This is a genomic window from Sphingobium sp. 15-1 (genome assembly GCF_013375535.1).
GTDB lineage: Bacteria > Pseudomonadota > Alphaproteobacteria > Sphingomonadales > Sphingomonadaceae > Sphingobium > Sphingobium aromaticivastans.
In genome coordinates, this window is the sequence record NZ_JABXJG010000002.1 from 504225 (window position 1) to 528504 (window position 24280).

At 61.1% G+C, this 24280-nt stretch carries 19 protein-coding genes; 3 read left to right on the plus strand and 16 right to left on the minus strand.

Features of this window, described 5'->3' with window-relative positions; genetic code table 11:
- Window positions 1-92 precede the first annotated feature (92 nt).
- The 4 genes from HUK72_RS18495 to HUK72_RS18510 form a co-directional block, all read right to left on the minus strand.
- The gene (locus HUK72_RS18495; protein WP_218036173.1) at window positions 93-1382 is read right to left on the minus strand and encodes an aspartate aminotransferase family protein; all 1290 of its coding nucleotides are present in this window, start codon (window positions 1380-1382) and stop codon (window positions 93-95) included.
- A gap of 324 nt (window positions 1383-1706) precedes the next feature.
- Window positions 1707-2438, minus strand: a complete 732-nt coding sequence (locus HUK72_RS18500; protein WP_176598256.1) for a TetR/AcrR family transcriptional regulator — start codon at window positions 2436-2438, stop codon at window positions 1707-1709.
- A 48-nt stretch (window positions 2439-2486) separates the two neighbouring features.
- Window positions 2487-3233, minus strand: coding sequence for an SDR family NAD(P)-dependent oxidoreductase (locus HUK72_RS18505; protein ID WP_176598257.1), 747 nt, complete (start codon window positions 3231-3233; stop codon window positions 2487-2489).
- 12 nt (window positions 3234-3245) lie between these two features.
- Entirely contained in the window at window positions 3246-5606 is a 2361-nt protein-coding gene (locus HUK72_RS18510) for a TonB-dependent receptor (RefSeq protein WP_176598258.1), read from the minus strand.
- 335 nt (window positions 5607-5941) lie between these two features.
- Here HUK72_RS18510 and HUK72_RS18515 point away from each other — a divergent pair, with 335 nt between their 5' ends.
- Window positions 5942-7441, plus strand: a complete 1500-nt coding sequence (locus HUK72_RS18515; RefSeq protein ID WP_176598259.1) for a N,N-dimethylformamidase beta subunit family domain-containing protein — start codon at window positions 5942-5944, stop codon at window positions 7439-7441.
- Here HUK72_RS18515 and HUK72_RS18520 read toward each other — a convergent pair.
- The 4 genes from HUK72_RS18520 to HUK72_RS18535 all read right to left on the minus strand — a co-directional run bounded on the left by HUK72_RS18520 (window position 7421) and on the right by HUK72_RS18535 (window position 11744).
- Window positions 7421-8590 carry a hypothetical protein gene (locus HUK72_RS18520; RefSeq protein ID WP_176598260.1) on the minus strand — a complete coding sequence of 390 codons (1170 nt, stop codon included), beginning with the start codon at window positions 8588-8590 and terminating at the stop codon, window positions 7421-7423. The two genes, HUK72_RS18515 and HUK72_RS18520, sit on opposite strands and share 21 nt — an antisense overlap.
- A 70-nt stretch (window positions 8591-8660) precedes the next feature.
- Complete coding sequence (locus tag HUK72_RS18525) at window positions 8661-9749, minus strand: acetoin dehydrogenase dihydrolipoyllysine-residue acetyltransferase subunit (RefSeq protein ID WP_176598261.1); 1089 nt, start codon at window positions 9747-9749, stop codon at window positions 8661-8663.
- Entirely contained in the window at window positions 9746-10768 is a 1023-nt protein-coding gene (locus HUK72_RS18530) for an alpha-ketoacid dehydrogenase subunit beta (RefSeq protein ID WP_176598262.1), read from the minus strand. Before HUK72_RS18530 ends, HUK72_RS18525 begins: the two co-directional genes overlap by 4 nt.
- A gap of 10 nt (window positions 10769-10778) precedes the next feature.
- Window positions 10779-11744 carry a thiamine pyrophosphate-dependent dehydrogenase E1 component subunit alpha gene (locus HUK72_RS18535; protein WP_176598263.1) on the minus strand — a complete coding sequence of 322 codons (966 nt, stop codon included), beginning with the start codon at window positions 11742-11744 and terminating at the stop codon, window positions 10779-10781.
- 313 nt (window positions 11745-12057) lie between these two features.
- Here HUK72_RS18535 and HUK72_RS18540 point away from each other — a divergent pair, with 313 nt between their 5' ends.
- Window positions 12058-13491 carry an aldehyde dehydrogenase family protein gene (locus HUK72_RS18540; protein ID WP_369806013.1) on the plus strand — a complete coding sequence of 478 codons (1434 nt, stop codon included), beginning with the start codon at window positions 12058-12060 and terminating at the stop codon, window positions 13489-13491.
- A gap of 106 nt (window positions 13492-13597) precedes the next feature.
- Here HUK72_RS18540 and HUK72_RS18545 read toward each other — a convergent pair whose 3' ends face one another.
- The 3 genes from HUK72_RS18545 to HUK72_RS18555 form a co-directional block, all read right to left on the minus strand.
- Complete coding sequence (locus tag HUK72_RS18545) at window positions 13598-14266, minus strand: TetR family transcriptional regulator (protein WP_176598264.1); 669 nt, start codon at window positions 14264-14266, stop codon at window positions 13598-13600.
- Complete coding sequence (locus HUK72_RS18550; protein WP_176598265.1) at window positions 14263-15546, minus strand: aminotransferase class III-fold pyridoxal phosphate-dependent enzyme; 1284 nt, start codon at window positions 15544-15546, stop codon at window positions 14263-14265. Before HUK72_RS18550 ends, HUK72_RS18545 begins: the two co-directional genes overlap by 4 nt.
- 64 nt (window positions 15547-15610) lie before the next feature.
- On the minus strand, window positions 15611-17803 hold the full coding sequence (locus HUK72_RS18555; protein WP_176598266.1) for a TonB-dependent receptor: 2193 nt from the start codon (window positions 17801-17803) through the stop codon (window positions 15611-15613).
- 174 nt (window positions 17804-17977) lie between these two features.
- On the opposite strand from HUK72_RS18555, the gene HUK72_RS18560 reads away from it, so the two are divergent.
- Window positions 17978-18751: an SDR family NAD(P)-dependent oxidoreductase gene (locus HUK72_RS18560; protein WP_176598267.1), complete on the plus strand. Its 774-nt coding sequence runs from the start codon at window positions 17978-17980 to the stop codon at window positions 18749-18751.
- Window positions 18752-18990: 239 nt separating this feature from the next.
- Here HUK72_RS18560 and HUK72_RS18565 read toward each other — a convergent pair whose 3' ends face one another.
- The 5 genes from HUK72_RS18565 to HUK72_RS18585 all read right to left on the minus strand — a co-directional run bounded on the left by HUK72_RS18565 (window position 18991) and on the right by HUK72_RS18585 (window position 24148).
- Window positions 18991-19782, minus strand: a complete 792-nt coding sequence (locus tag HUK72_RS18565; RefSeq protein ID WP_176598268.1) for a class II aldolase/adducin family protein — start codon at window positions 19780-19782, stop codon at window positions 18991-18993.
- A gap of 82 nt (window positions 19783-19864) precedes the next feature.
- Window positions 19865-20809 (minus strand): ABC transporter substrate-binding protein, encoded by a 945-nt coding sequence (locus tag HUK72_RS18570; protein ID WP_218036174.1) that lies wholly within the window; start codon window positions 20807-20809, stop codon window positions 19865-19867.
- Entirely contained in the window at window positions 20799-22166 is a 1368-nt protein-coding gene (locus HUK72_RS18575; RefSeq protein ID WP_176598270.1) for a TonB-dependent receptor domain-containing protein, read from the minus strand. The genes HUK72_RS18570 and HUK72_RS18575 overlap by 11 nt, the downstream gene beginning before the upstream one ends.
- Window positions 22167-22513: 347 nt before the next feature.
- Window positions 22514-22849 carry a hypothetical protein gene (locus HUK72_RS18580; RefSeq protein WP_066562264.1) on the minus strand — a complete coding sequence of 112 codons (336 nt, stop codon included), beginning with the start codon at window positions 22847-22849 and terminating at the stop codon, window positions 22514-22516.
- A gap of 1125 nt (window positions 22850-23974) precedes the next feature.
- Complete coding sequence (locus tag HUK72_RS18585; RefSeq protein WP_176598271.1) at window positions 23975-24148, minus strand: DUF6771 family protein; 174 nt, start codon at window positions 24146-24148, stop codon at window positions 23975-23977.
- Window positions 24149-24280 lie beyond the last annotated feature (132 nt).

A 24280-nucleotide genomic window follows, 5' to 3' on the forward strand; every position in this document is an offset into this window, starting at 1 on the left:
TTCGTCTTTTTTGCTTTGTTGGCGCATTGCCTTGCGGCGCCGCGCCTGACTGCCGACCCGCCCGCCGACCGGCGGGAGAGGCCTGTCCCCGCTTAGCCGGGATCGGCATCGACGGCGGCGATCACCTCGCGCAATGCGGCGAAGGTCCGTTCCAACTCTTCCACCGTGACGATCAGCGGGAAGATGAACGCCACGCTTCCCCAAAGTTCGCGCGCAATCACGCCTCGCTCGAACAATCCGAGATTGACGCGGTGACAGAGCGCCGCCACATCGTCTTCCTTGCCGCTGGCCGCCTTGAACTCGACCGCCGCCATGACGCCGATCCCGCGAACATCGCCAACGATTCCGAACTGGTCCAAGCCCTTCAGCCCCTCAACGATCGCCGGTTCGATCTCGCGCGACACGCGCTGCGCCAGTCCATTTTCGATGACGGCGATATTCGCCAGCGCGACAGCCGCGCCGACCGGATGCGCGCAATAGGTGAAGCCATGCTCGAAATCGTCCGGAGACGCGTCCAGCACCGACGTGACCTTCTTCGAAACGCCGACCGCCGACATGGGGAAGTAGCCGGAGGTCAGCCCCTTGGCCAAGGTCATCATGTCCGGCTCGAAACCGAATTTCTGATAACCGAACATCTCGCCCGTCTTGCCGAAGCCGGTGACGACCTCATCGGCTATCAGGAGAATGTCGTGCCGGTCGCAGATGCGCCGCACTTCCGCCCAGTAGGAAGAGGGAGGAACGATGATCCCGGCGGTCGCCTGAATCGGTTCAGCGACAAAGGCGGCGATCTTGTCGGCGCCAACCTCCAGGATGATGCGCTCGATCGATCGCGCCGCTTCGAGTCCGAAAGCGTCCGGGTCGAGCCCATTGCCATATTTGTGGTGAAAGGGCGCGTCCGCATGGCGGACCAGGCCCGGCAACGGCAGGCCGAACTGCGGATGATAGAGATCGAGCCCCGTCAGGCTGGTCGCCACGATCGTATTGCCATGATAGCCATGCCTGCGCGCAATGAGCATGCGCTTTTCCGGCTGGCCGCGCAGCAGCCAATAATAATAGGCTATCTTGATCGCGCTTTCATTGGCGTCCGATCCTGTCGACGCGAAGAAAAAGCGGTCGAACACGTCGCCATTCATCGCAACAAGCTTGCTGGCGAGCAATGCGGCATTCTCATTGGTCAGGCCAGCGAAGCCGTGCGAATAGCTGAGGCGTGCCATGGCCTCCGCCGCCGCGCTACAGACCGACTCATTGCCGTAACCGATATTGACGCAACCAAGCCCCGAAAGCCCGTCGAGATAGTCCCGCCCATCAATCGTGACATAGCTGCCCTTGGCCCGTTCGATGACCGTCACATCCTCGACATTCCGGTTCGAAGTCCGGGTCATCGGATGCAAATGATACCGAAGGTCGGTTTCGGCCGTCGCTGATGCCGTTGCCTGTGTAGCCACTATTTCCTCGCCTCAACTGTTCATCCATCGGTGAGGCATCACAATCACAGATAAATATCGATTATTCAATAGATGAAATGCAGATAATTCCGTTAAATTGGAATTTAAACGAATAATTATCTGTTATTAGGTGGAGGGGCACCATGGGTCATCCACGACGGTCGATGACGACGCGCGGCGAAGGGGAGGCTCCGCTCGGAACCGCCCGCTCGGCATGAAAAGTTAAAGGCGCGTTCTGCCCCTCAGGCAGTCAATCCGCGCTCAGGCATTTCCCGCCGCAGCCCGTTCCGACGGCAGCGAGACCATCGGCGCTGTCCGTTTCGGCGCCAGTTCAGCGATATAGCGGGTCAGGTAGGAATGATAGGCGCGCTCCGCTTCCACCGCATAATCATCGGTGATGATATTGTGGCGAAGACAGGACAAGGACCAGACGCTGTCGCTCAACCCGATCGCGATCTCGATCTTGGGGCACAGGAAATCCGGGTCCGCGATGTGGAAATGCCGCTCATAGGTGCGGGCCAATATGCGCGCATAGCTCTCATTGCCCTGGATGTCCGCCATCCGCACCTGCCAGCTATATTCCGACCCCAGGAAAAGCCGCCGCACCACTTCATGCCCGTTGTAGAACTGGCGCGCCCGCTCCCCTATGATGCGGAAGATGTCCCGCCAGTTCACCAGCTCGGCATGGTCGAGATCGGAGGCGATGATCTCCTCGAAAATCTGGAGATAGCGCTGCGCCACCGCGACGACCGCGGCCGCCATGCTGGGAAAGAAATGATAGACCGAAGCGGCGGGGACGCCTGCCGCCTCCGCAATGTCATAAAGACTGAGATCGCCCGCGCCGCGCTCGCTGATCAGCCGATCGGTCGTGTCGACCAGCAATTCGAAGCGCAACCGCCCCTGCACCCGCTGCGGCGCGCGCGGAATGGTCGCGTTCGCAGCGGTTTCCTTGGGCTTTTTCGTTTTCTTCGAAGAGGGTGGAGTCTGAGACATTGGGCTCGATGATGATGTTATGGACGCTGTCCGGGGGTTGATACGCGGTCAGAAGCCGCCTGTCACGTGAATCGCCTCTCCGGTGATCCATCGCGCTTCGTCGGACGCCAGGAAAATCGTCACCGGGGTGATGTCGTCAACCTGTCCTATCCGCCCCAGCGGCGTCGCCTCGACCAGACCGCGTTCCCATTCGCCGCCCAGCAATCCAGCCGCCCGCACCCCCTCCGTCTCGACCGCGCCGGGATGGATCACATTGACCCGGATCTTGCGCGGTCCCAGCTCCTTGGCGAAGATCGCGGTGACCTTGCCGAGCGCGACCTTCGTCGCGCTGTAGATCGCGGTGGTGGGCAGGATCGCGCGAGCGGCCGCCGAACCGATGTTGATGATGGACCCGCCTTCTGGTCCCATAAGGGCCGCCGCCTCCCGCATCATCAAAATGGGCCCAAGCAGGTTCACGTCGAAATGCTTGTGGAAGCTTTCGACCGTGATCTCCTCGAGGCTCTGATAATGATAATAGCCGGCGTTGTTCACTACTATATCCAGCCCGCCGAATGCATCCACGGCGGCTTGCATCAGCGCCCTCGAGACCTGTTCCTCGCGAACATCGCCCTGAACCACCTCGGCCTTGCCGCCGGCCCGCCGGATATTCCCGGCCACCGCCTCCGCACCTGCCCGGTCGGCGCTGTAGTTGACGATGACGGATGCGCCGGCGGCGGCCATCCCGCCCGCAATATCCGCACCGATGCCCTTTGAGGCACCGGTCACGACGGCCACTTTACCCTCCAGCACCTTCATCGATCGCCTTCCTCAATATTTGTAGCTGAACTGCACGCCGTAGGTGGCGGGCATGCCGGCATAGCGGGTGATAACGTCGACAAGATGGCTGGCCGAGCTCCAATAATATTGGTTGGTGATGTTGCGCCCGAACGCGCCGATGCGCCACTTGCCCGACGGGTCCTCAATGCCGGCGCGCACGTCGATCAGCGTGTAGGAGCGCACCCTGAACTCCGGCAATTCGCCAAAACCGCCATTCGTTGCGCCCTGGTGATTGGCGTTCGCGCCGATGAAGAAGCCGACCCGATCGTTCATCGCCCAGCGATATTCGGCGTCAAGATTACCGGACCATTTGGGCGTGTACGGGAAGCGCTCTCCGGCGAAATTGCCCTGCACGCCCAACGGCGTGAAGTTGGAGAAAGTACCATCTATCTCCGAGAGTATATGGGTCACGGCCGGCGAGATGGTGAGCCCCTCGACCGGGCGCAGCACCGCCGACAGTTCGAACCCCTGTATGTGCGACTTGGGGATGTTGATGAGCGCCTCGAGATTGCCGAAGATCGGGTCCTGAAGCTTGCCGCGTATCTGCTTGTCTTCATATTTGTAATAGAAACCCGCACCGTTCAACTGCACCTTGCGGTCCAGCAGCGACAATTTGAAACCAGCCTCGAACGCCAGCACGGTTTCCTGCGTGACGGGCGAGAATTGCACGGAGGAAGACGCAGAGAGCGTCGGGAAGCTGCCCGATTTATAGCCGCGGCTCACATTGGCGTAGAGCAATGTCTGCGGATCGACCTGCCAGTCCAGGCCTGCGCGCCAGGATATATTGTCCTGGTTCAGCCTGTCGCGAACGATGCCGTTGCTAAGGTCGGGCAGAATCGTGCCGCAAGCCCCCGGCGCCAGCGTGGACGGCCCCGCGACGCCGCGCAGGACGTTCGACAGAAGGCCGAAGACCGCAGACGCTTCACCGCTGCCCGCATCGAAGCTGCAACCGGCGAAAGAGCGGCGCACATCCGTGTAGCGAAGGCCGCCATGCAGCGTGACCGATGGCACGATTTCATAATCGACATTGCCGTAAATGGCGGCGGTCTTGATGTTCTGTCGCGTCTGATTGACCAGATCGGTCAGCGGCAGGCCAAGGGCCGAGGACGAGCTGGAGTCCCGGAAAAGGATCAGATTGCTGTCCAACGTGCGGTCGGAACTATAGTTGCCGCCGACGATCCAGTGCCCACCCGGACCGAAATCCCCGCTGAGACGGAGTTCCTGGAAAAATGTCGAGACATGTCCGGTTTGCAGTACATAGAAATTCTGGAAACTCGTCCCGTCCGAATCGATCGGCTGGTCCCGGTCGAAATATTGATAGGCGGAAATGGATGTGATCGTCACATCGTCCGTCAGCGAATAATCGAGACGCGCCGATCCGTGCAGGAAATAATTGTCCCGCCGGAAGGACGTGTTCGGGTCCCAATCGGCGGCGCGGCTGCTGCGCGGCGCCAGTGGATAGGCCTGAAGACCGGCGGGAATGGGAACCAGGTCGGTCTGCGGCGCGATGCCGATCGCCTGAGCGGCGGGCGTGTCGGAGCGATCCCGCCAGGCATTCAGGTTGATCGATATTTTCAGCCTTTCCAGCGGCTGCCAATCGATCAGAAGCCGTCCCTGCACCTTGGCCTGCCGTCCCAGCGTGTCGTTGCGCGTATAGCTTCGCTGCCAATCGTCTCCGCGAAGGCCGCGCACCGCTAGCCGGACCTTCAATGTGTCGGACAGCGGGCCGCTGACATAGGCCTGCGCATCGACCGTGTTGAAGCGGCCATAACTCAGGTCGACGCCGGCGGCGAGACGATCGGTCGGCTTGGCGGCGATATAGTTGACCGCGCCGCCCGTCGAGTTCTGGCCGTAGAGCGTGCCCTGCGGCCCCTTGAGCACCTCGACTCGCTCCAGATCGAGCGCAGCGCCGTCCGCTTCGGCGGGAAACGGGATCGGAACCTCGTCCACATAGATGCTGACTGCCGGGCTTGCGGCCAGGCTGTTCTCCTGGAAACCGATGCCGCGTATCGTGTAGACGGGCGTGGCGTAGGCCGATTGGGTGAAGTTGAAGCCGGGAACGACCTTGATCAGTTGCGAGGTATCGACAACGCCCTGCCGCACAAGCTGGTCGCCGCTGAAAGCCGTGATCGACATGCCGACCTTGTTGACCGATTCCGATCGTTTCTGCGCCGTCACCACGATGTCGCCAGCGTCCAATCTTGGCGCGGAAGCCTCATCGCCCGCCGTGTCGGAAGCTGGCTCCCCGGCGATCTGGGATTGGGCGGGCGAGACGCCCAAGAGCAAGCCGGCGACTGTCAGCGAAAGCGCTGAGGCGGAAACGAAAAGACTATGACGAGGCCCCTTGGTCATTGATATTCCCTTCCCTGAATTTCGCGACGGCGAATGCCGGTCGCGCTCCCTTTTTATGCTGGACGAATTCAGCCCTTCATCGCGTTCAAACGCCTTGGCCTTATGAAAGTTAATCGATATATATCGTGTAATGTCTCGTCAAGAGGAGAGTCGCTCATTTCTTCGGCGCTTTCATAAACCTCGGAAAATAAGCTTATTTCTTTTGTTTTTCCGATATTCTTCTTTGATATGTTGCGAGGACGAGAGCACCCCTCACCTCCCTTGCCACGAACAGAAAGAGTGTTTAATCGATAGTAATCGTGTTATAAGCCTTTAAATGATGCGGGAGTGAAGACATGCTTCAAGCTTATTGTCGCAAACGATCCTATGCAGGCGGAGACCTCGTAGAACTTTGCGTATCGACCGACGCCAAATGGTTCGGCGTCGAGGTTATCCGGGACGGCATAGAGCCTAAGACCGTGTATCGAGCCGGTGACATCGCAGGCGAATATTATCCGGTGCCCGGCGACGCCGTGGAAAATGGCTGCGGATGGCCCGTCGCACTATCCTTTTCTGTAGGCGATGATTGGCGAAGCGGCTTCCACAAGATCCAGCTCACCTCATCCGACGGCGAGACGACGGAAGCCTTCCTCATCGTGCGGGCGAAGGCACCGCAAGCCGCAATACTCTGGGTCATCGAGACGAACACCTGGAACGCCTATAATTTCTTCGGCGGCGCCAGCACCTACACGGCGGACGGCACGGCCTATGCGGCTGGCGCGGCGCGCGTATCGTTCCAGCGGCCGCTGCCGCCCGGCTTCATCAGCCTTCCCCGCGACGCCCATCGCCTGGCGACCGTCAAGGAGGTCGACACCAGCCTGCCCTACGGCAAATGGGCGGCCGAACAAGGACTGACGCTCTGGACAGGCGCGGCGAGCTGGGGCCAATGGGGCCAGGCATTCACCCGCTGGCTGGAGAAGGAAGGCATCGCCGTCGACTATGCCGCCAGTTCCGATCTTCAGGATTATCCCGACCTCCTGTCCCGCTACCGGCTGATGCTTTCGGTTGGCCATGACGAATATTGGACGTGGGAGATGCGGGATACGGTCGAAACCTTCATCGCAAACGGGGGGAACGCGGCGTTTCTATCCGGAAACACCGCTTATTGGCAGGTCAGGATCGAACGCAATGGCGAACAGATGGTCGCCTACAAGGCCGCGGTGGACGCCGATCCGGTGATCGGCACGCCGGACGAGCGGCACAATAGCGGCATCTGGTCCCATGCCCTCACCCGCCGCCCGGAAAATGAGATGACGGGCCTCAGCTTCACCCGTGGCGGATATGCCCGCCTGGCCGGCGCGACACCCGCTTCGGCCGGGGGCTATACCGTCTACCGCGCCGACCACTGGGCGCTTGCGGGTACTGGCCTCAGCTATGGCGATCAACTTGGCGCCGATCTGTCGCTCGTCGGCTATGAATGCGACGGCTGCGCGCTGACGCTGCGCGATGGACTGCCGTTTCCGACAGGGGAGGATGGAACACCGCCGGACTTCGAAATCATCGGCATTGCGCCGGTGGCGTTGTGGACGCGGCAAACGGCGCCCGAGGGCCTCTATCCCGAAGGCAGCCTCTCCGACCTCGAACTTGTCTGCCAGCAGGTCGCGGGCAACCGCGATGAAGCGACGCTGCAACGCTTCGCGCACGGTCACGCCGTGATGGGATGCTATACCCGGCAGGGTGGCGGCACCGTCTTCAGCGGCGGCACGACCGACTGGACTTACGCGCTGGCCGATCCGCAGGTTGCGCAGATCACGCGCAACATAGTGGCGAAGCTGTCAGCCGTCGAGGCTGGCTAAGCGGACCGGCGGGGCTGATCCTGGACGGAAGATGAAGAGATACAGCCCCGCCGCCGTCACAAATGCCGCGATGCCGAAGACGAAGGCCCCGATCACGCTGGCGCCCACCAGGGCGGAGGCGATCAGCGGCCCCATGCTCAAACCCGCCAATGTCAGCGGCATGACGAGAGGAGCCGTCATCCGCGACGCGTCAGCCTCTATGACAAGATCCATCGCGAAGGGCAGGCAGGCTTGCCAGCAGAAGCCGAACACCGCCAGGCCGAAACTGAAACCGACAATGCCGGGTATCGCGATCAGCGTCATGACCGCCGCAGCCTGCACGATGACCCCGCCCGGCAGCACCAGACGGAAGGGCAATCGATAACCGACCAATGCGACGACGAGGCTGCCGATGATCTGAAACGCCAGGCTGATGGTGATCGCCACGCCGACCGCCGCCGTCGTCAGGCCCTGGCGCGCGCCCATCGGTTCGGCATAGCTCCAGCAGGCGCCGATCGCGGAGGCGGTCACGAGGGTGGCGGCCAGCGCCAGCACGACCTTGGGCGTCCAGGCGACGCGGCCGCCTGCCTCCTCGGGCTCGGGCGCGAGGCGATCGCGAATGACCCCGGCGAGCGCGGCCGACAATAAACCCACCCCCGCCAATATGTAGAAACCCGATTCCACCCCATAGACGGGAAAGACTTTGACGGGCAGCAGATAGGCGAAGACAAGCTGCGGCGTCGCCCCGGCGGTAAGGTAGATCGCGTTGAGCCGGGCCGGCGCCGCGCCATGGCTGATGGTCAGGATCGAGACGGCAATCATCGCGCCTTCTGCAAACCCCGCGAGCGATCGCGCCAATGCTATCGTCATCACCGTGTCGGCGCCCGGCGTGATTGCATTGGCGAGCGCCATCAGCAGGCAAGCCGCGACGGCGATCCGCTTTCCTTGCGATCCCGCCATCAACCGCGCGCCGATCCATACGCCCAGCGCCATGCCCAGCACCTCGACGGTCGCAATCCAGCCAAGTTCGACCGCATTGATCTTGCCGGCGTTCAGCAAGGCCCCAAGCAGCAGCGGTTGTATGCCAAGGATCAGGATGCCGACCGCGCCGATCATCATGCTGAGCATGATCGTCCTGTTGGATTGAAAACCCTGCGACGCCTGGATCATGGCCCTACCCCCAATTGGAACGTGGACGGAGCGAGGCCGATAAATCGGCCTCGCTCCCTATATAGTTTCGTCAGCCTGCCGCCAATATGGACCGGAGCGCGTCGGCAACAATGGCCGCCGCTTCCGCCTGCGGCATATGGCCGACGCCGTCCAGCAGCCTGCCGCCCTGCGCGGCGACCTGCTCGGGCGGAATGATCCGGTCAGCCTCGCCAGCGATCAGCGTGAGCGGACAGTCGAGGCGTTCCACATCGAAGACCTCGGCCTGACGCCCGTCCTGGAGAATAGCCTCCTGAATGGCCGCCAATGCCATGTCGACGCCATCGAGCCGCTTATATTTGAGCACGTCATCCACCAGACTGCGCGTGACGAGAGATTCATCGGCAAACAGCATGCGCAGCGCCGCCTCCACATTCCGCTTCTTTTGAGCGACAACGAAAGCCTCAAGATATTGGGCGTTGATGTCCCGGCCAAGCCCCATGGGCGCAAGGAGCGTGAGCGAGGCGACAAGATCCGGCTCCGCGGTCGCCAGCGCCAAACAGACGCCGCCGCCCATGGAATGCCCGACGAGATGAACCTTGCCGAGTCCCAGCGCGCGGATGAAACCGGCGACGATGGCCGCCTGTCCGCCCAGATCGGCCTTGCGGATGCTCTTGTCCGACGCGCCATGTCCCGGCAGGTCGACGGCAATGGTATCGGCATGCTGCGCCAGTTCATTCTGGACGAACACCCAGCCCATGGCGTCGCCGCCAAACCCATGGACGAAGAGCAGCGGCGCGCCTTCCCCATGGCGAAGATAGCTCAGAAGCTGACCATCGACCTCGACCGACTGGGGCCGCAAACTCTCCGCCGCCTCGCCATCATCCTCCGGCGGTTTGAAATCGGCGGCGAAGGCGTCGATCTCCTCCTCGCTCACGCCCGCATCGGCAATGACGCCCAGCAGAGTGCCGACAGGAATGGTCCGGCCAGGCAGGATGGTCTGGCGCCGCAGCACGCCCGCGGACGGCGCTTCCACCGTGCCCGCGAGCTTGGTCGACTCGATCTCGACAATGTCGACGCCGGCTGCAACCTCGCCCCCCAGCGGAACGAGCCATTCGGTCAGCGTGCCTTCTTCCATCGTCAGCCCCCAGCGGGGCATGGTGATCGCGGTGATGTCCGTCATGCTGGCACCTTGGCGTTTACGATGGACTGGACCGCGACGCAGATGTCGTCGGCATCGGGAATATAGGCGTCTTCCAGCGGCGCGGCGAACGGCACGGGGGCGTGCGGCGCCGTCACCAGCTTGATGGGGGCGCGAAGATGCTGAAAGCCGCGATCCGCGACAAGCGCCGCGACATCGGTCGCAAAGCTGCAACGGGGATTGGCTTCGTCCACCACCACCAGGCGTCCGGTCTCCTCGACGCTTTCGAGGATGGTGTCCGCATCGAGCGGAGAGGTCGTGCGCGGATCGATGATGGTCGCCTCAATGCCTTGCTGGGCCAGTCGTCCGGCCGCTTCGATCGCGGTGTGGACCTGCTTGGCGAGCGCGACGATGGTGACGTCCCGGCCTTCCCGGATGACATTGGCCTCGCCAAAGGGAATGGCATAGGCGCCGTCCGGCACCTCCTCCTCTATGTCGTACATCGCCTTATGTTCCAGGAATATCACGGGATCGTCATCGCGGATCGCCTGGATCAGCAATCCCTTGGCATCATAGGGTCCGGATGGCACGACGACCTTCAACCCCGGAATATGCGTGAAGATCGCGTGCAACGACTGCGAGTGCTGCGCGCCGGCGCGCAGGCCGGCGCCGGTCATCGCGCGAATGACGAGCGGCGTCCTGGCCTTGCCGCCGAACATATAGCGGAACTTGGCCGCCTGGTTGAATATCTGGTCGAAGCATACACCGAGGAAGTCGACGAACATCAATTCGGCAATCGGCCGGAGCCCAGTGATCGCCGCGCCAGCCGCGGCCCCCATGATGGCGCTTTCGGTGATCGGCGTATCGATCACCCGTTGACCGCCAAATTCGGAATAGAGTCCCCTGGTCACGCCGAGGACGCCGCCGAAATTCTCGTCGAGTTGGCCGGTGCCGCCCTTGCCGCCGGCCACATCCTCACCCAGCAGGATCACATTGGGATCACGCCGCATTTCGAGGCGGATCGCTTCGTTGATCGCCATTCGCATTGATTTTTTTGGCATCGCTCTCGTCCTAGTAAGAAACGTAAACGTCTTGAGTCACAGCCGCTACGGGCGGCAGCGGGGCCGCCATCGCGGTTTCGGCCGAACGCTCGATCAGATCGTCGATCTCGCGATCGATCGCCGCCAGATCGCCAGCGTCCAGAAGACCGGCATCGATCACCCTGCTGCGGAAGCTGGCGATCGGATCGAACAACCGCACCGCCGCCAGTTCTTCTGCGGAACGATAGGGTTGTTGATCGCCGGTGAAATGGCCGTGCCACCGCTTGACATCGATTTCCAGAAAAGCGGGAAGGCTTTCCTGCCGCGCCCGTTCAATCAAGGCGCGCGCGGCGTCATGGACGGCGAAGAAATCATTGCCGTCGACTTTAACCGCCGTCAGTCCGAAACCTGCCGCCCGTTGCGCCAGGTCTACGCCCGCGCTGTGGTAACTGGCCGCGGTGAACTCGCCATATCCGTTGTTTTCCAGCACGAACAGGACGGGCACCTGCAACACCACCGCCATGTTCAACGCCTCGGCCGTGGTGCCCTGATTGGACGCGCCGTCACCGAAAAAGGCCACCGCGACCGCTCCGGTACGGCGAACCTTGGCGGATAGCGCGGCGCCGACGGCCAGCGGCGGCGATCCGCCGACGATGCCGTTGGCGCCAAGCATGCCCTTGTCCAGATCGGCAATGTGCATCGATCCGCCCTTGCCGCCGCACAATCCGCCCTGCTTGCCGTGGATTTCAAGCATCATCTCTTCGATGCCGCACCCCTTGGCGATGCAATGTCCATGGCCGCGATGGGTTGATCCGATCCAGTCCTCGTCAGTCAGGTTGAGGCACACGCCCACGGCGGCGGCTTCTTCCCCCGCGTAGAGATGCACGAAACCGGGGATCAGTCCGGACATTGAATCGGCACCGACCCGCTCCTCGAAAGCGCGGATTTTGACCATTCGACGATAGGCTTCGAGCATTGTCGCACGATCGAGCTGCATTATTCTTCCCTCTCGATTTATGATCGATACATATCGATTAAAATTTGCTTCGGCGTCAATCGAAATTTTCAGCCATCCGCGTTATATCCCAAATTTACTCTATTTTATGGCCTGCCCGGTTTATAAGACTGGTTGCCAGTCATACCATATTACGATAAATATCGTTCAATAAACGGACACTGGTCGGGAATCGTCGTCGCGCATGCCGCAGGAGCGATAGGGAGGTCGGCGCCTTTCCCGAATATCAACTGATCCACTGGGCTCTCCATAAGGGAGGCGCAGTGCGGACCCGACAGCCAACAAGGAGGATGCAGTGCAAAATTTCGATTCGGACTATCGAATGCTCATAGATGGACGGCTGGTGACGGCCGCGAAGACGTTCGAAGTCTATAATCCCGCCACCGAAGAGGTGATCGCTCACGCGCCTGAGGCCGGACGCGAACAGATGGAAGAAGCGGTGGCGGCGGCCCGTCGTGCCTTTCCCGCGTGGCGCGACACGCCGCTTGCGGAACGGCAGCGAATCGTCGCGGCGATTGGCGCCGTGCTGGATGCGCATGCCGAAGAGCTGATGCGCCTTCTGACGCGCGAGCAGGGAAAGCCGCGCGCGGGCGCTGAATGGGAAATCGGCGGATCGTCGGCCTGGTGCCACGCGCTGGCGGAGCAGACGCTGGACAGCGAGACGATCGAGGAAGGCGATGGGCGGCGCGTCGAAATGCGCCGCGTCCCGCTGGGCGTCGTCGGCGCGATCACGCCGTGGAATTTCCCGGTGCTGCTGGCGGTGTGGAAGATCGCGCCGGCATTGGTGGCGGGCAATACGATCGTCCTGAAGCCATCGCCCTATACGCCGCTTTGCACCTTGAAGCTTGGTGAGCTGCTGAAGGACGTCGTTCCCGCCGGGGTGCTGAACATCATAGCGGGCGGCAACGATCTTGGCGCATGGATGACCTCCCACGATCAGATCGACAAGATCAGCTTCACCGGCTCCACCGCGACCGGCCGCAAGGTGATGGAAAGCGCGGCTGCCAATGTGAAGCGCGTCACGCTGGAACTGGGCGGCAACGATCCCGCGATCGTCCTGTCCGACGTCGATCCCAAGGCCATCGCCCCGCAACTCTTCTGGGCGGCGTTTCAGAACAGCTCGCAATTCTGCGCCGCCGCCAAGCGGCTCTATATCCATGATGACGTCTATGACCGGGTCCGCGACGAACTGGTCGCTTATGCCCGGACGGTGAAACTGGGCGATGGCTCCCGCCAGGGCACGCAGCTTGGGCCGATCCAGAACCGCATGCAGTTCGAAAAGCTCAAGGATATTCTGGCCGACACGCGCCAACTGGGCGTGGACATTCCCGTCGGCGGCGAGGCCATGGACGGCCCCGGCTTCTTCATTCCGGTCACGATCGTCGACAATCCGCCCGACGACAGCCGCATCGTGCGCGAGGAGCCTTTCGGCCCCGTGCTGCCGCTGCTCCGGTTCAGGGACATTGACGACGTGATCGACCGGGCGAATGACACCGAATATGGTCTGGCCGCATCCGTGTGGTCAGCGGATGTCGAGAAGGCGAAGCAAATTGCCGAGCGCATTCAGGCGGGAACGGTATGGATCAATGAAATCCACGTCTTCGCGCCGCATATCGCTTTCGGCGGTCACAAGCAGTCGGGGCTAGGCGTCGAGAATTCGCTGCATGGCCTGGCGGAATATACCAATCTGCAAACCATCACTTCGCGTAGACTTGCAGCGACCGCATAATTGTCATGTCATTTGAGGTTTGTCGAACGCGCATGGGGAAACTGCATGCGCGCGCGGCAAACCTCAAATGATTGTCGGAACGACGATCGGTCCTACAATTGACGGTTCAGCGGCGTTGCGCCGCGTCGGTTCTTTGCAGAATCTGCGGGATGTACATGGCCAGATAGGCGTGGGAGGCACGATGGGCTTCCCGGCGCGCCTCGCCGGTGATGACGCCTTCTTCCTGGACGGACAGGCTCAGCAGCAAATCGAGAATTTCGATGGCGCGATAGAATAGGGTTTCCAGTTCCAATAGATCCGGAAGCAGGAATTGCTTCCGGATTTCCGCGATGATTGCCCGCGCCAGCACATGGTCGTGCATTCTGTCGCTGCGCTTGATTTCGAAGGAGGTCTGCGGGCCAAGCAGAAGCTTCGTCATCGCCAGATCCGCCTCCAGCGCGTCAATGCCCCGTTCGAACATGACGTCGAAAATATCCTTCCAATATTCTTGGCGCGAGACTGGCTGATCCATGGCGGCAAGCAACTCGCCGTCCATCTGGACGGCGAGTTCAGCAAACAACGCCTGCGCATCCGCGTAGAAATGATAGGCGCTGCTTTTCGCCATCCGCGCCTCGGCGGCTATGTCCGCGACATTGATGCCGTTGAGGTCCGATCGTCTCAGGAGGCGCCTTGCCGCATCCAGCAGGAGCTGGCGTCGCACCAGCCCCCGCGCCTGCACGCCCCGCCGTTCAACACGCTTCAGCGGGGATGTTCTTTGACGGGAATGCGCGTTCATGCCGCCGCAATGCCAGCCATGAAGCCGGCGATTCCGGGATGCGGCCGGATCGTTTCACGTTCCCTGTCCATGGCAGCGAAGGTCTCGCCCGCGGCGTCAATGGCCTGAGCCATGTCTTCGTCCGTCATCGCCGCGCAAAGGAACATATTATGCCAAGGATGGAAGTAAATCCCGCGCGAGATCATGCCGCCGGCGAAGGCCGCGCCCAGACGCATATCGGGATCATCGTCGAAAAGCAGGATCGGCATCTGCACCGGCCCGGTCTGCCGGATCGAGAAGCCGTGGGCGCGCGCCAGCACGTCGATGCCTGTGCGCAATGCCATGCCAAGCCTGACCATATCTTCCAGATAGGAGGTCGCCTCGATCACCTCCAGAGTCGCCAGCGCCGCCGCCATGGGCACCGCCTGGAACCAGAAGGAGCCGGTCACATAGACCTTGGCGGCCCCTTCGCGCACGCGATCCGAGCCGAGAAGCGCCGCCAGGGGATAGCCGTTGGCAATCGCCTTGCTCCAGCAGCTCAGATCGGGGCGCACGCCGACCACCTCCCAACTGCAATCCCGGGCGATGCGAAAACCGGCGCGCACGTCGTCGACGATCAGAATGGCGCCCGTCTTGTCGCAGAGCGCCCGGCATCGTTCCGCATATTCCCGGTCGAGCGGCTGCTGGTCCGCGAAGACATCATGCTTGTGCGGCGATGCGAAGATAGCAGCCAGATCCTCGCCCGCCGCCTTCACCGCCGTCTCAAGACTCTCGGCGTCATTATAGCTGTAGTAGATCAGGTGCGCGCGATCCTCGGGCACGATGCCTGCGGGAAAGGGCGAGCACCAGGGCGCGGCGCCATGATAGGCGCCGGTCGCGACCAATATCTTGCGGCGGCCGGTCTGCGCCCGGGCGATCGTCATCGCCATCGTCGTCGCGTCGGTTCCGTTCTTCGCGAACATGGCCCAGTCGGCGTGACTCACCTGGGCGACGAGCCTTTCGGCCAGTTCGACGAAGACCGGCGACGGTCCGGTCAGCGTGTCACCCAATGCGCGCTGCCGCTGTGCCGCCTCTTCGATCCGGGGATCATGATAGCCGAGCAGGTTCGGGCCATAGGCGCAGGCGAAATCAAGATATTCGCGCCCGGCGACGTCCCACAACCGCGCCCCCTTCCCCCGGACGAAGAATTGGGGCGTGCCATAGGGCATCAACCCGTTCGATAAATGCCCATAGACGCCGTTGGGCACGACGCGCATGGCGCGCGCGCGCAGCGCCTCGTCGGTAAGAACTTCGGTAGACATGTCAAAATCCTCTCTTGGGCCCGGCTCATGCCCTGTCGGAGCGGGAGCCGGGCCGGGCCGTGAATTATCGGATGCGGTAGGTGAGGCTGCCCCCCGCCCAGCGCGGCCGGGCAAAGGTCTGCTGCGTGATCCCGACCGGATTGGTGACGTCGAGATTGTAGATGCGGTAAGTCTTGTCAGTGATGTTGTTGACGAAGGCCGCGATCTCGAACCCGCTGTCATTGAACCGGTAGCTCACGCGCCCATTGCCGACCCAATAGGCCGGTTCGCGATCGACCGGCGCATTGAAGGCCGTGAAATAGCTGGCGCCGTTCCGCTTCCAATCCGTTTGCAGCGTCAGCGTGCCAGGGCCAATCTCCGCCTCGTAACGCATCGTTCCGCCGAAGCTCAGGCGCGGGGCCTGCGGCATGCGGCGATCCGCGACGCGGCCGCTTGGCAAGGTGATGTCGAACACCTTGGCGTCCAGATAGGTCATAAATGCTTGCAGATAGAGACCCTGTACCGGGCGTATGTCCGCGTCGACCTCAAAGCCGTTCACGCGCGCATTATTGTTGACGATGGCCTGCGTCAGTCCGACAAGCGTGAAGGCCTGATAACCGCGATAGCGATAATGGAAGGCAGCGGCATTCAGATGCGCTTTCCTGTCGAGCAACGTCAGTTTCGCGCCGCCTTCGAAATTGGTCAGCACCTCTTCATCGAAGGGGATGGAGGAAGGATCGATCGGCTGGAAGGCGGGCGTACCGAAACCGCCGGCCTTGGTTCCCCGGTTCACGCTGGCATAAAGCAGAATGTCGTCCGTCGGCTTCAGATCGATCTCGATCTTGCCGGAATAATTGTCGAAATCCTTATGCGCCAGATCGGGATAGGTGGTTGTGTTGAACAGCAGTGGAGGAGAACCGGTCTCGACCTGGGAAAAATCATATTTCTTGTCGTCATAGGAATATCTGAAGCCGCCGATGACGCTGAGAAGAGGGCTTACCTTATATTCGATCTGACCGAATGCGGCGACCGATTTGGTCTTCAGTACACCACCGAAATTGGTTTCGACGCCAAAAGTAGGCAATTCTATCCGATAGGCGGTCGTCGACTTGATCTCGATCCCATATAGTCCGGCTACCCAGGTGATCCGGCTGCCGGTTCCCGAAAGCCTCAATTCCTGCGAGACCTGATGCGCCTTCTGCCTGGCGAAATAGGTGAAGAAGTTGACCGGAGAGACATCGCTGTCTTCTGTATAGCCTTTGCGCAACGACTGATAATCCGTGATCGACGTCAGGGTCACCGCGCCCAGGTCGCGCTCATATCGCGCGCTGCCGGTCCAATAGGTCCGCTCAAAGTCGGACCGATGGTCCTCCTCCACGCGGCGCGGGTCGGACGGCGGGCGATAGCCGAAGGAATTGCATCCGGCGCATGTGCCATAGACATCCTCGTCCGGACCGACAAACCGCCCCAGCCCATCCGCATTGACCGCGGAAACGGCGGCGGTATAGGCGCCCGCCCCACTGTCATGATCGTTGCGGAGGATCTGCGCCTTCACCAGCAACGTGCCGCCCCCGACATCGGCGGAGAGTTGCGCGCGGCCCGCATAGAAGCGCGTCCCGCCAAGATCACGGCCCAGCGCATTCTTGACGTAACCGTCGCGGCGATCGGTGGTGAAAGCGATCCGCCCGCGCACAGAGTCGCTGATCGGGCCGCTGATCGCCTCTTCCGTCGCGAACTGATTGTCGCTGCCGCCGGTCAGCGTCAGGAAGCCGTCGAGATGCGATGTCGGCTTGGCCGTCACGACCTGAATGAGCCCGCCGGTCGCGTTCCGGCCAAAGAGGGTTCCCTGTGGGCCGCGCAGAACCTCGACCCGCTCCAAATCGAAATTCTGTCCGCTGATCGCGCCGAGCAGCCCCACATATGCCTCGTCATTATAGAAGGCGATCGGCGCTTCCTGCGAATCAGCGAAATCATTCTGCGACACGCCGCGAATATTGAAGACCGTCGCGGTCGGTGAGAACTGATTGACCTGCACGCCTGGCACCAGCGTGGCGATTGCGGTGACATCCTGCCGCCCGACCGCCGCCAATTCGCTCTGCCCCAGAGCGGAGACGGAAATGCCGACATCTTGCAGCCGTTGCGCCCGCTTTTGCGCCGTGACGAAAATCTCGCCTTGCACCGGAGGCTGATCCTGCGGCGCCTGATCCTGCGCCAGAACCGGCGTGGCGACCGCCAAGGCCGCCGCCATTCCGATCGAACATATTCCTTGTCCACCCATTGCGCTTCTCCCTTCCCCATTTATCCGACTTAAGTCGAGTATTATCGAAGCATATCGCCGCGATTCTTCTCCTATTAGGCTATCTCACTCCATATAGAAGTTGCAATAGTAGATTTTAATCGGTTATTATGCGGAGCGTTGGATCACCGTCACAGGCACATCAAGGAGGGCGCAATGTTTTCTCTTCAGGGTAAGATCACTGTCATCACAGGCGCATCGAGCGGCATTGGCAGAGCCGCCGCCGAACGCTTCGCCAGGGCCGGGTCAGAGGTTGTCATAGCCAGCCGCCGCGACGTTTCGGACTTCGCGGCAACTATTGGCGCCAAATGGATTCGAACCGATGTCGGAGTCGAGCAGGAGGTCAAGGCCTGCATGGATCAGACCGCCGCCTGGTTTGGACATATCGATGTCCTTATCAACAATGCAGGCTATTGGGGCCGTTCGGCGGATCTGGAGGACGCCGGCGAGGATGAATTCGACAGGAACTTCCAGATCAACGCCAAAGGCCCCTTCTTTGGCATCAAGCATGCCAGCAGACACATGCCGCGGGGCAGCTCGATCATCACCACGACTTCGCTTGCTTCCGCGATCGGCCTGCCGGGATATGGCGCCTATACCGCAGCCAAGTTCGCCGCGAGCGGATTGCTCAAATGCGCCGCGATGGAATTGGGGCCCAAGGGCATCCGGGTGAATGAAATAAGCCCAACCAGCGTCGACACGCCCATGCTGCGCGATCAGGATTCGGCGGAAGCGGAGATTGCGATGACAAGCACCGCCTCAGCGCTCGGTCGCATCGTCCAGCCCGAAGAGATCGCCGCATTGATGCACTTCCTGGCGTCGGACGATTGCGGCGCGATCAGCGGACAGCAGATTATCGTCGATTGCGGCCAGACCGCCGGGTGCAGCGTGGCCAGCATGAATGCCTGGCTTGGCGCTTCACATGGATGAAATGCAAAGCCGATTTTGCGCCGGGCCGCGGCAAGCCCGGCTACCCGGCTTGCTCGACGGCGCTTGAAACCATGCGAAGAAATGGGGGCGAAGGAAAGGGGGCGAAAGCGGCCCGCCCCCATTCCTTCGCATTCTCGTGACCTTGCGATCAGCGCAGGGACGGAAAAACGACACCGTGGATTCGGCCGCCACCGCGTAGGCGGCCGAACCCGTGCCATGTCGTCGCAGTGCGGCTTCCCCTAGGCGTCGAAGCCGGGCGACTGGCGTTGCGCCTTGCGGAGCGCGGCCTCCCAGACGAGGTCGTAATGCGATCGCGCGCCCTCGACGGGCTTGCGTTCGCGGCGCATCTGGCGGCGGACTTCTTCCTGCGCGGCTTCGGGAGCGATCAGCACATTGTCGCGGCCGACGGCAAGGCTGCGGACCTGCGCCTTGCAGGCTTCCTCCAGATGATAGATGCCGCTGAACGCCTCGCCCGGCGTCGATCCCAGCGCCAACGTGCCGTGATTGCGCAGCAGCATGACCTTGGTATCGCCCAGATCGGCCACCAGCCGTTCCCGCTCGTCCAGATTGAGCGCCACGCCCTCATAGTCATGATAGGACAGGCCCGGAATCAGCGCGAGGGCGCGCTGGTTGAGCGGCAGCAGCCCTTCGGCATGGGCCGACACCGCCATGCCGTCAGCGCTGTGGAAATGGGCGATATAATGGGCGTCCTCCCGCGCGCCGTGGATCGCGCTGTGGATCACATAGCCGGCATAGTTGATGCCGTAATCGCTCTCCCCGATGACATTGCCGTCCAGATCGACCTTGACCAGACTCGATGCCGTGATCTCATCGAACATCAGGCCGAAGGGGTTGATCAGGAAATGATGATCCGGCCCCGGCACGCGGGCGGAGATATGGGTGTAGATGAAATCGTCCCAGCCATAGAGGGCGGACAGGCGATAGAAAGCGGCAAGATCGACGCGGACCTTCCATTCCGCTTCGCTGACGCCTGACTGGCGGAAACGGTCGTCCTTCAAGACTGTGGCCATGGCGATGCTCCTTTGCGCGGGATTTTAGGGAAGCGGCAGGGCGCCGCCCAATGAGAATGGCTGATGAATGCATTGGTGCTGCTCATGCGGCGAATATCCCCGGATCAACGATGGAGGCGACGTCGATATGGACGGGCAGTTCGCCATCGGCATGGAAGCGGTCCACCACCCGTTGCAACGGCTTCACCACCGCCGCATCGGGCGCGATCAGCAGCGGATTCTGCCGTTCCACAATCAAGGCGGCGAGTTTGGGGTCGACCTTCGTCTGCCGGGCGAAGAGGCGGGCATAATCGGCGGGATGCGCCCGCGACCACAGGCTCGCCTTGCGGAGACGGCCAAGGATGTCACGCAGGGCTTCGCGTTTTGCGGGGTTGTCGAGCGCCGCTTGCGACGCGGCGATCAGGGTCAGGCCGCTATTGATCCCTTCCCCGTCGCGCAGCACGCGCGCACCGCGTTGTTCCGCCGCGAGCTGATAGGTGCCGAAGGTCGCCCATGCCTCTATCTGTCCGGCGGCAAAGGCGGCGGCGGCGTCATTGGGCAGCATGAAGCCGATGTCGACCCTTCGCCGGTCGAGCTTCGCTTCCTTGAGCGCTTCGAGCAGCAGATAATGGGATATGCTGCCCCGCGCGCTCGACACGATCACGCGCTTGCCCGCAAGGCCCGCGACGGACCGGATCGGAGAACCTGCGGGCACGAGAATGCCGATGTCCTTGGTGGAGGAGATCGAACCCGCGATGATCTTCAGCGGCACACCCGCCGAGGCCGCGAGCACGACCGGCAGGTCGCCTGCCGGAGCGATGTCGACCGCCCCCGCATTAAGCGCCTCCAGCAGCGGCGCGGCGCCGACGAAATTCGCCCATTCCACATCATAGGACAGGTCGTTCAGGGCTCCCGCCGCCTCCGCCTTCGACTGGAGGAGATGGACCTGATCGCCCAGCACCAGTTTCGTGCGGCCGCTTTTCCCCGCGCAACCGGCAAGACCGAAGGCAGTCGCCCCCGCAAGGAAGGTCCGGCGATCAGAAAGCAAGCGCGATCCGTCCATAATAATAGCCGCCTGCGGGGTTGAAGGGCGACGGGCCATAATAGCCCTGCCCCGTCTGGGGATTGCCCGGCCCGTTGGTTTCGGGGCGAACGTCGAACAGATTGGTCGCGCCGAACGCGAGGGTGGCGAACTGCGTCACCTTTGCGCTGATGCTGGCGTCGGTGATGATCTTCGCGCCGAAATGCCGGTCATCCCCCGCCGCCGTGCGCTGCGTATATTTGCCGTAGCGGGTGGCGGTGAGGCTGAAGCCGAAAATGCCCTTGCTCCAGTTGAGCGTGCTGACCAGCTTGGTGTGCGGCTGAAGCACTTCCAGCTCACCGATCTTGTCGCCGCCGAAGAAGACCGACCCCGCGCCCAGCAGCGAAGCGCCGGTAGGGCCGAACAGTTGCGATGGAGTGGCGACGACGTCCGTCACCTTGGTCTTCGAATAGTTGAAGGCGAAGGTCAGGCCCAGCTTGCCCAGATCGCCAAGGCTCTTCGAATAATCAGCGACCAGATCGAAACCTTTGGTCGTGGTGTCGGCGGCGTTGATGAAATATTCGGCCTGCTCGATGTCCGACAGGCCGTTGGCGGCGAGGATGGCGGAAATTCCAGGCCCGAACAGGCGGCCGGTGCGCTCGATCCGGTTCTTGATGCGGATATAATAGCCGTCCAGCGTCACCGACAGGGATGGCGCGGGCGTGAAGACGAAGCCAAGCCCGGCATTCCAGGTCTTCTCCGCCTTGAGCGGCTTGGCGCCCAGCAACTGGCCGACGGTGGAATCCGCCGTCACCAGCTTGGCGACCGTGGGCCGCAGTTCCGTCTGCCCGGTCTCCGCGTTGAAGAAGGAGGAGGTGCGCCCGTCGGTCTGGGCATAGCCGATCTGCGTCAGCGACGGCGCGCGGAAGCCGGTGCCCACCGTGCCGCGAATGGCGAAGGCGGGGCTGACCTCATAACGACTGTTGAGCTTTAGGCCGACCGGACTGCCCGAACCGTCGCTATAATGTTCGGCACGGATCGCGGCGCCGATATACCAGGCGTCGAGCGGATAAATGCCTAGATCGACATAGCCTGCATAGACCTTGCGGCTGATGTCGGCTTCATCGGCGGGCGACAGGACAATCGCCCCCTGCACCACGGGCGAGGCCGTGACGCCGACATTCCAGTCATATTGCTGATCGCCGGGCCGAAAGCTGTAGGTCGCCGGTTGATAGGCCAGCGGATCGCCCGCGAAGGTGCGGAAGCGGTCGAGCCGATATTCGCCGCCGATGGAGAGTTGCAGCGGTTGGGCCAGGCCAATCTCGACTTCCCGGTGCAGATCGACATTATGCGTCCACTGCCGGGATACTAAATTTCGACGCACATGGTTGAAGATTAAAGATTTGCAAAATTCCAAAATTTGCAGATCCAACAAGATTACCAACAACCTTATGGAACCTACTTCGACTTCTATAAATCCCTTGGTTCTTTGGGTCAATACCAACAAATTTTCGTTCTTGTCGAGGTGATGGACGAATCCCGAATTTAGACCTAACTTCCAAGCCGGGGGACTTGATGCCGAAGATCTAAATCTCGGAAGGCTACGCCCAACAGACCAGCTAGACCGCTTTGAATGAAACGCAGCTGGCGCAACGATACTCGCCCGTCGCGATCTCGATTGGACTTTCCCGGGCCGGGCCACATCGTCAACCCGATGGAGCGCTAAGTGCCTCATGCACTTGGTCGGCTGATGATCAGTACGCTCATCGATCCGATCTGGCGCGGAACATAGACATCGTCGACATAGACGGCCAGCACCGGTTCCTGGATAGGGTCGCTTTCGCCCACGCTGGTGAGATTGCGCTGCTCCAGCAAGTCGGGCGTGAAGGCCGAAATGGCGATAGCTGTCTTTTGCAGATCAGTCGCCCGGCGTTCAGCGGTGACGATGATTTCACCCCTGGCATGAGCATTGTCTGTGGGCTGTAGCTGGGCTTGGGAGGTTTCAAGGACCATAGGAAACAAGACACATAGGGTGCCCGCCAGAAGAAGCTGATCGGAAAATTTCATACTTTGCCCTGCCAAAGCTGCCCCGCGCAGCACAAATTATCTACTATATTAATAGACAATTTGGTCAATTGATTCGTGGCGGTTCACCCATAAGCTACGCTCAAGGTTGCGCGGGTTAGCCGATGCCTTCGCCATTCTTGGATTTAATGTAATTTTGGTCCCTAGCAAGCGACCGATGATGTTTTTCGCGTGAGCGCAAGTTTCTAGGAGTGGCGGTCAGCTTAGGCTTCCCTCGCGCGCAAGCGGAGGTCGCGCTCGTTCGTGATAAACGTCAGTCATAGGTGGAACGCAAGACCGCAGCCGAAATCGCGAAATTCACTAAATCTTAGAGACGAATTTCCGCTACTGGCTGGGAACGCAAAGTCTTCCGCACAATCGCAGGACGGCGAGACCGTATGCCAGCGACTGGGCAGCGATGTGGCTGAAACAACAGTATTAGACTTCCTGAAACGTCTTGAGACGGAGGCAGTATTCAAAAACGCACGTACATCGCTGCATATTCAAAATAAGTTAATAACATTAAATGTCGAGACCAACAAAATATCCAAGAACTATATTGTACTCTTAACGAGCTAATGAAGCCACATGATACCGAAGTCAATATTTTCTCGCTCCACGTTTTTCACGAATGGATTTTTGATATCCACCGATACTCAAAATCCGTCTCCCAATTTCTTTGATCGATTGCAAACCTCTGGATCGCAACGGCGCCCGGTTTGGAGATTTCAAGAGATCGCCTCGCCGGCACCCGCATGATCAGATGGCGTCCCACGACCCCCAGTTCGCCGCGATCCACACGCTACAATGTATCAAACCACGAAATCTCGCCATGGCTCATCTCCACCACCGTCATAAGCGCGTCCTCACTGCCAAATCGTTGCCCTAGTGAAGAGCCCCTCCGCTTCAATAGCAATGGCATTGTGCCTAAACGAATGATCGCCCGCTCTCCATCGATCCGCAGCAGAAAGCGTCGCTGCTGAGCGCATTCGACCTGCAAAGCCACCGCCGATCTTGCTGCGACTGGGTGAAACGGGAATAAGAGCAGTGCAGCCATAACGGAGCAGAGAAATTGCCTGGAACCGACCACTACTCGCACCTTTCATGGCTTCGAAATAGCGTGTCGCCTTAATCCCCAGACGTTCCAGGGGTGCCATTCGCCAATGCATCCGTAATCATGGCTGCCAAGGTTTCTTCTGCTCGACTGCGTACGCCGACGTCCTTGGAAAGCAGGTCGCTGCGCACCCATTGTGGCGCACGCTCGACCACGCGCAATATTATCGCCTGTGTCTGATCGCCCATTTCCTACGCCTATGGCCGCATGGCGTGCTTGACGCAACAAGGCATTACTATTCAAACCAAAAGACATCCGCAAATCTGCGATCGCCTCGGCCCTTATCGCCGAAAGCTGCTGACCACAGGCTCCCACTCATT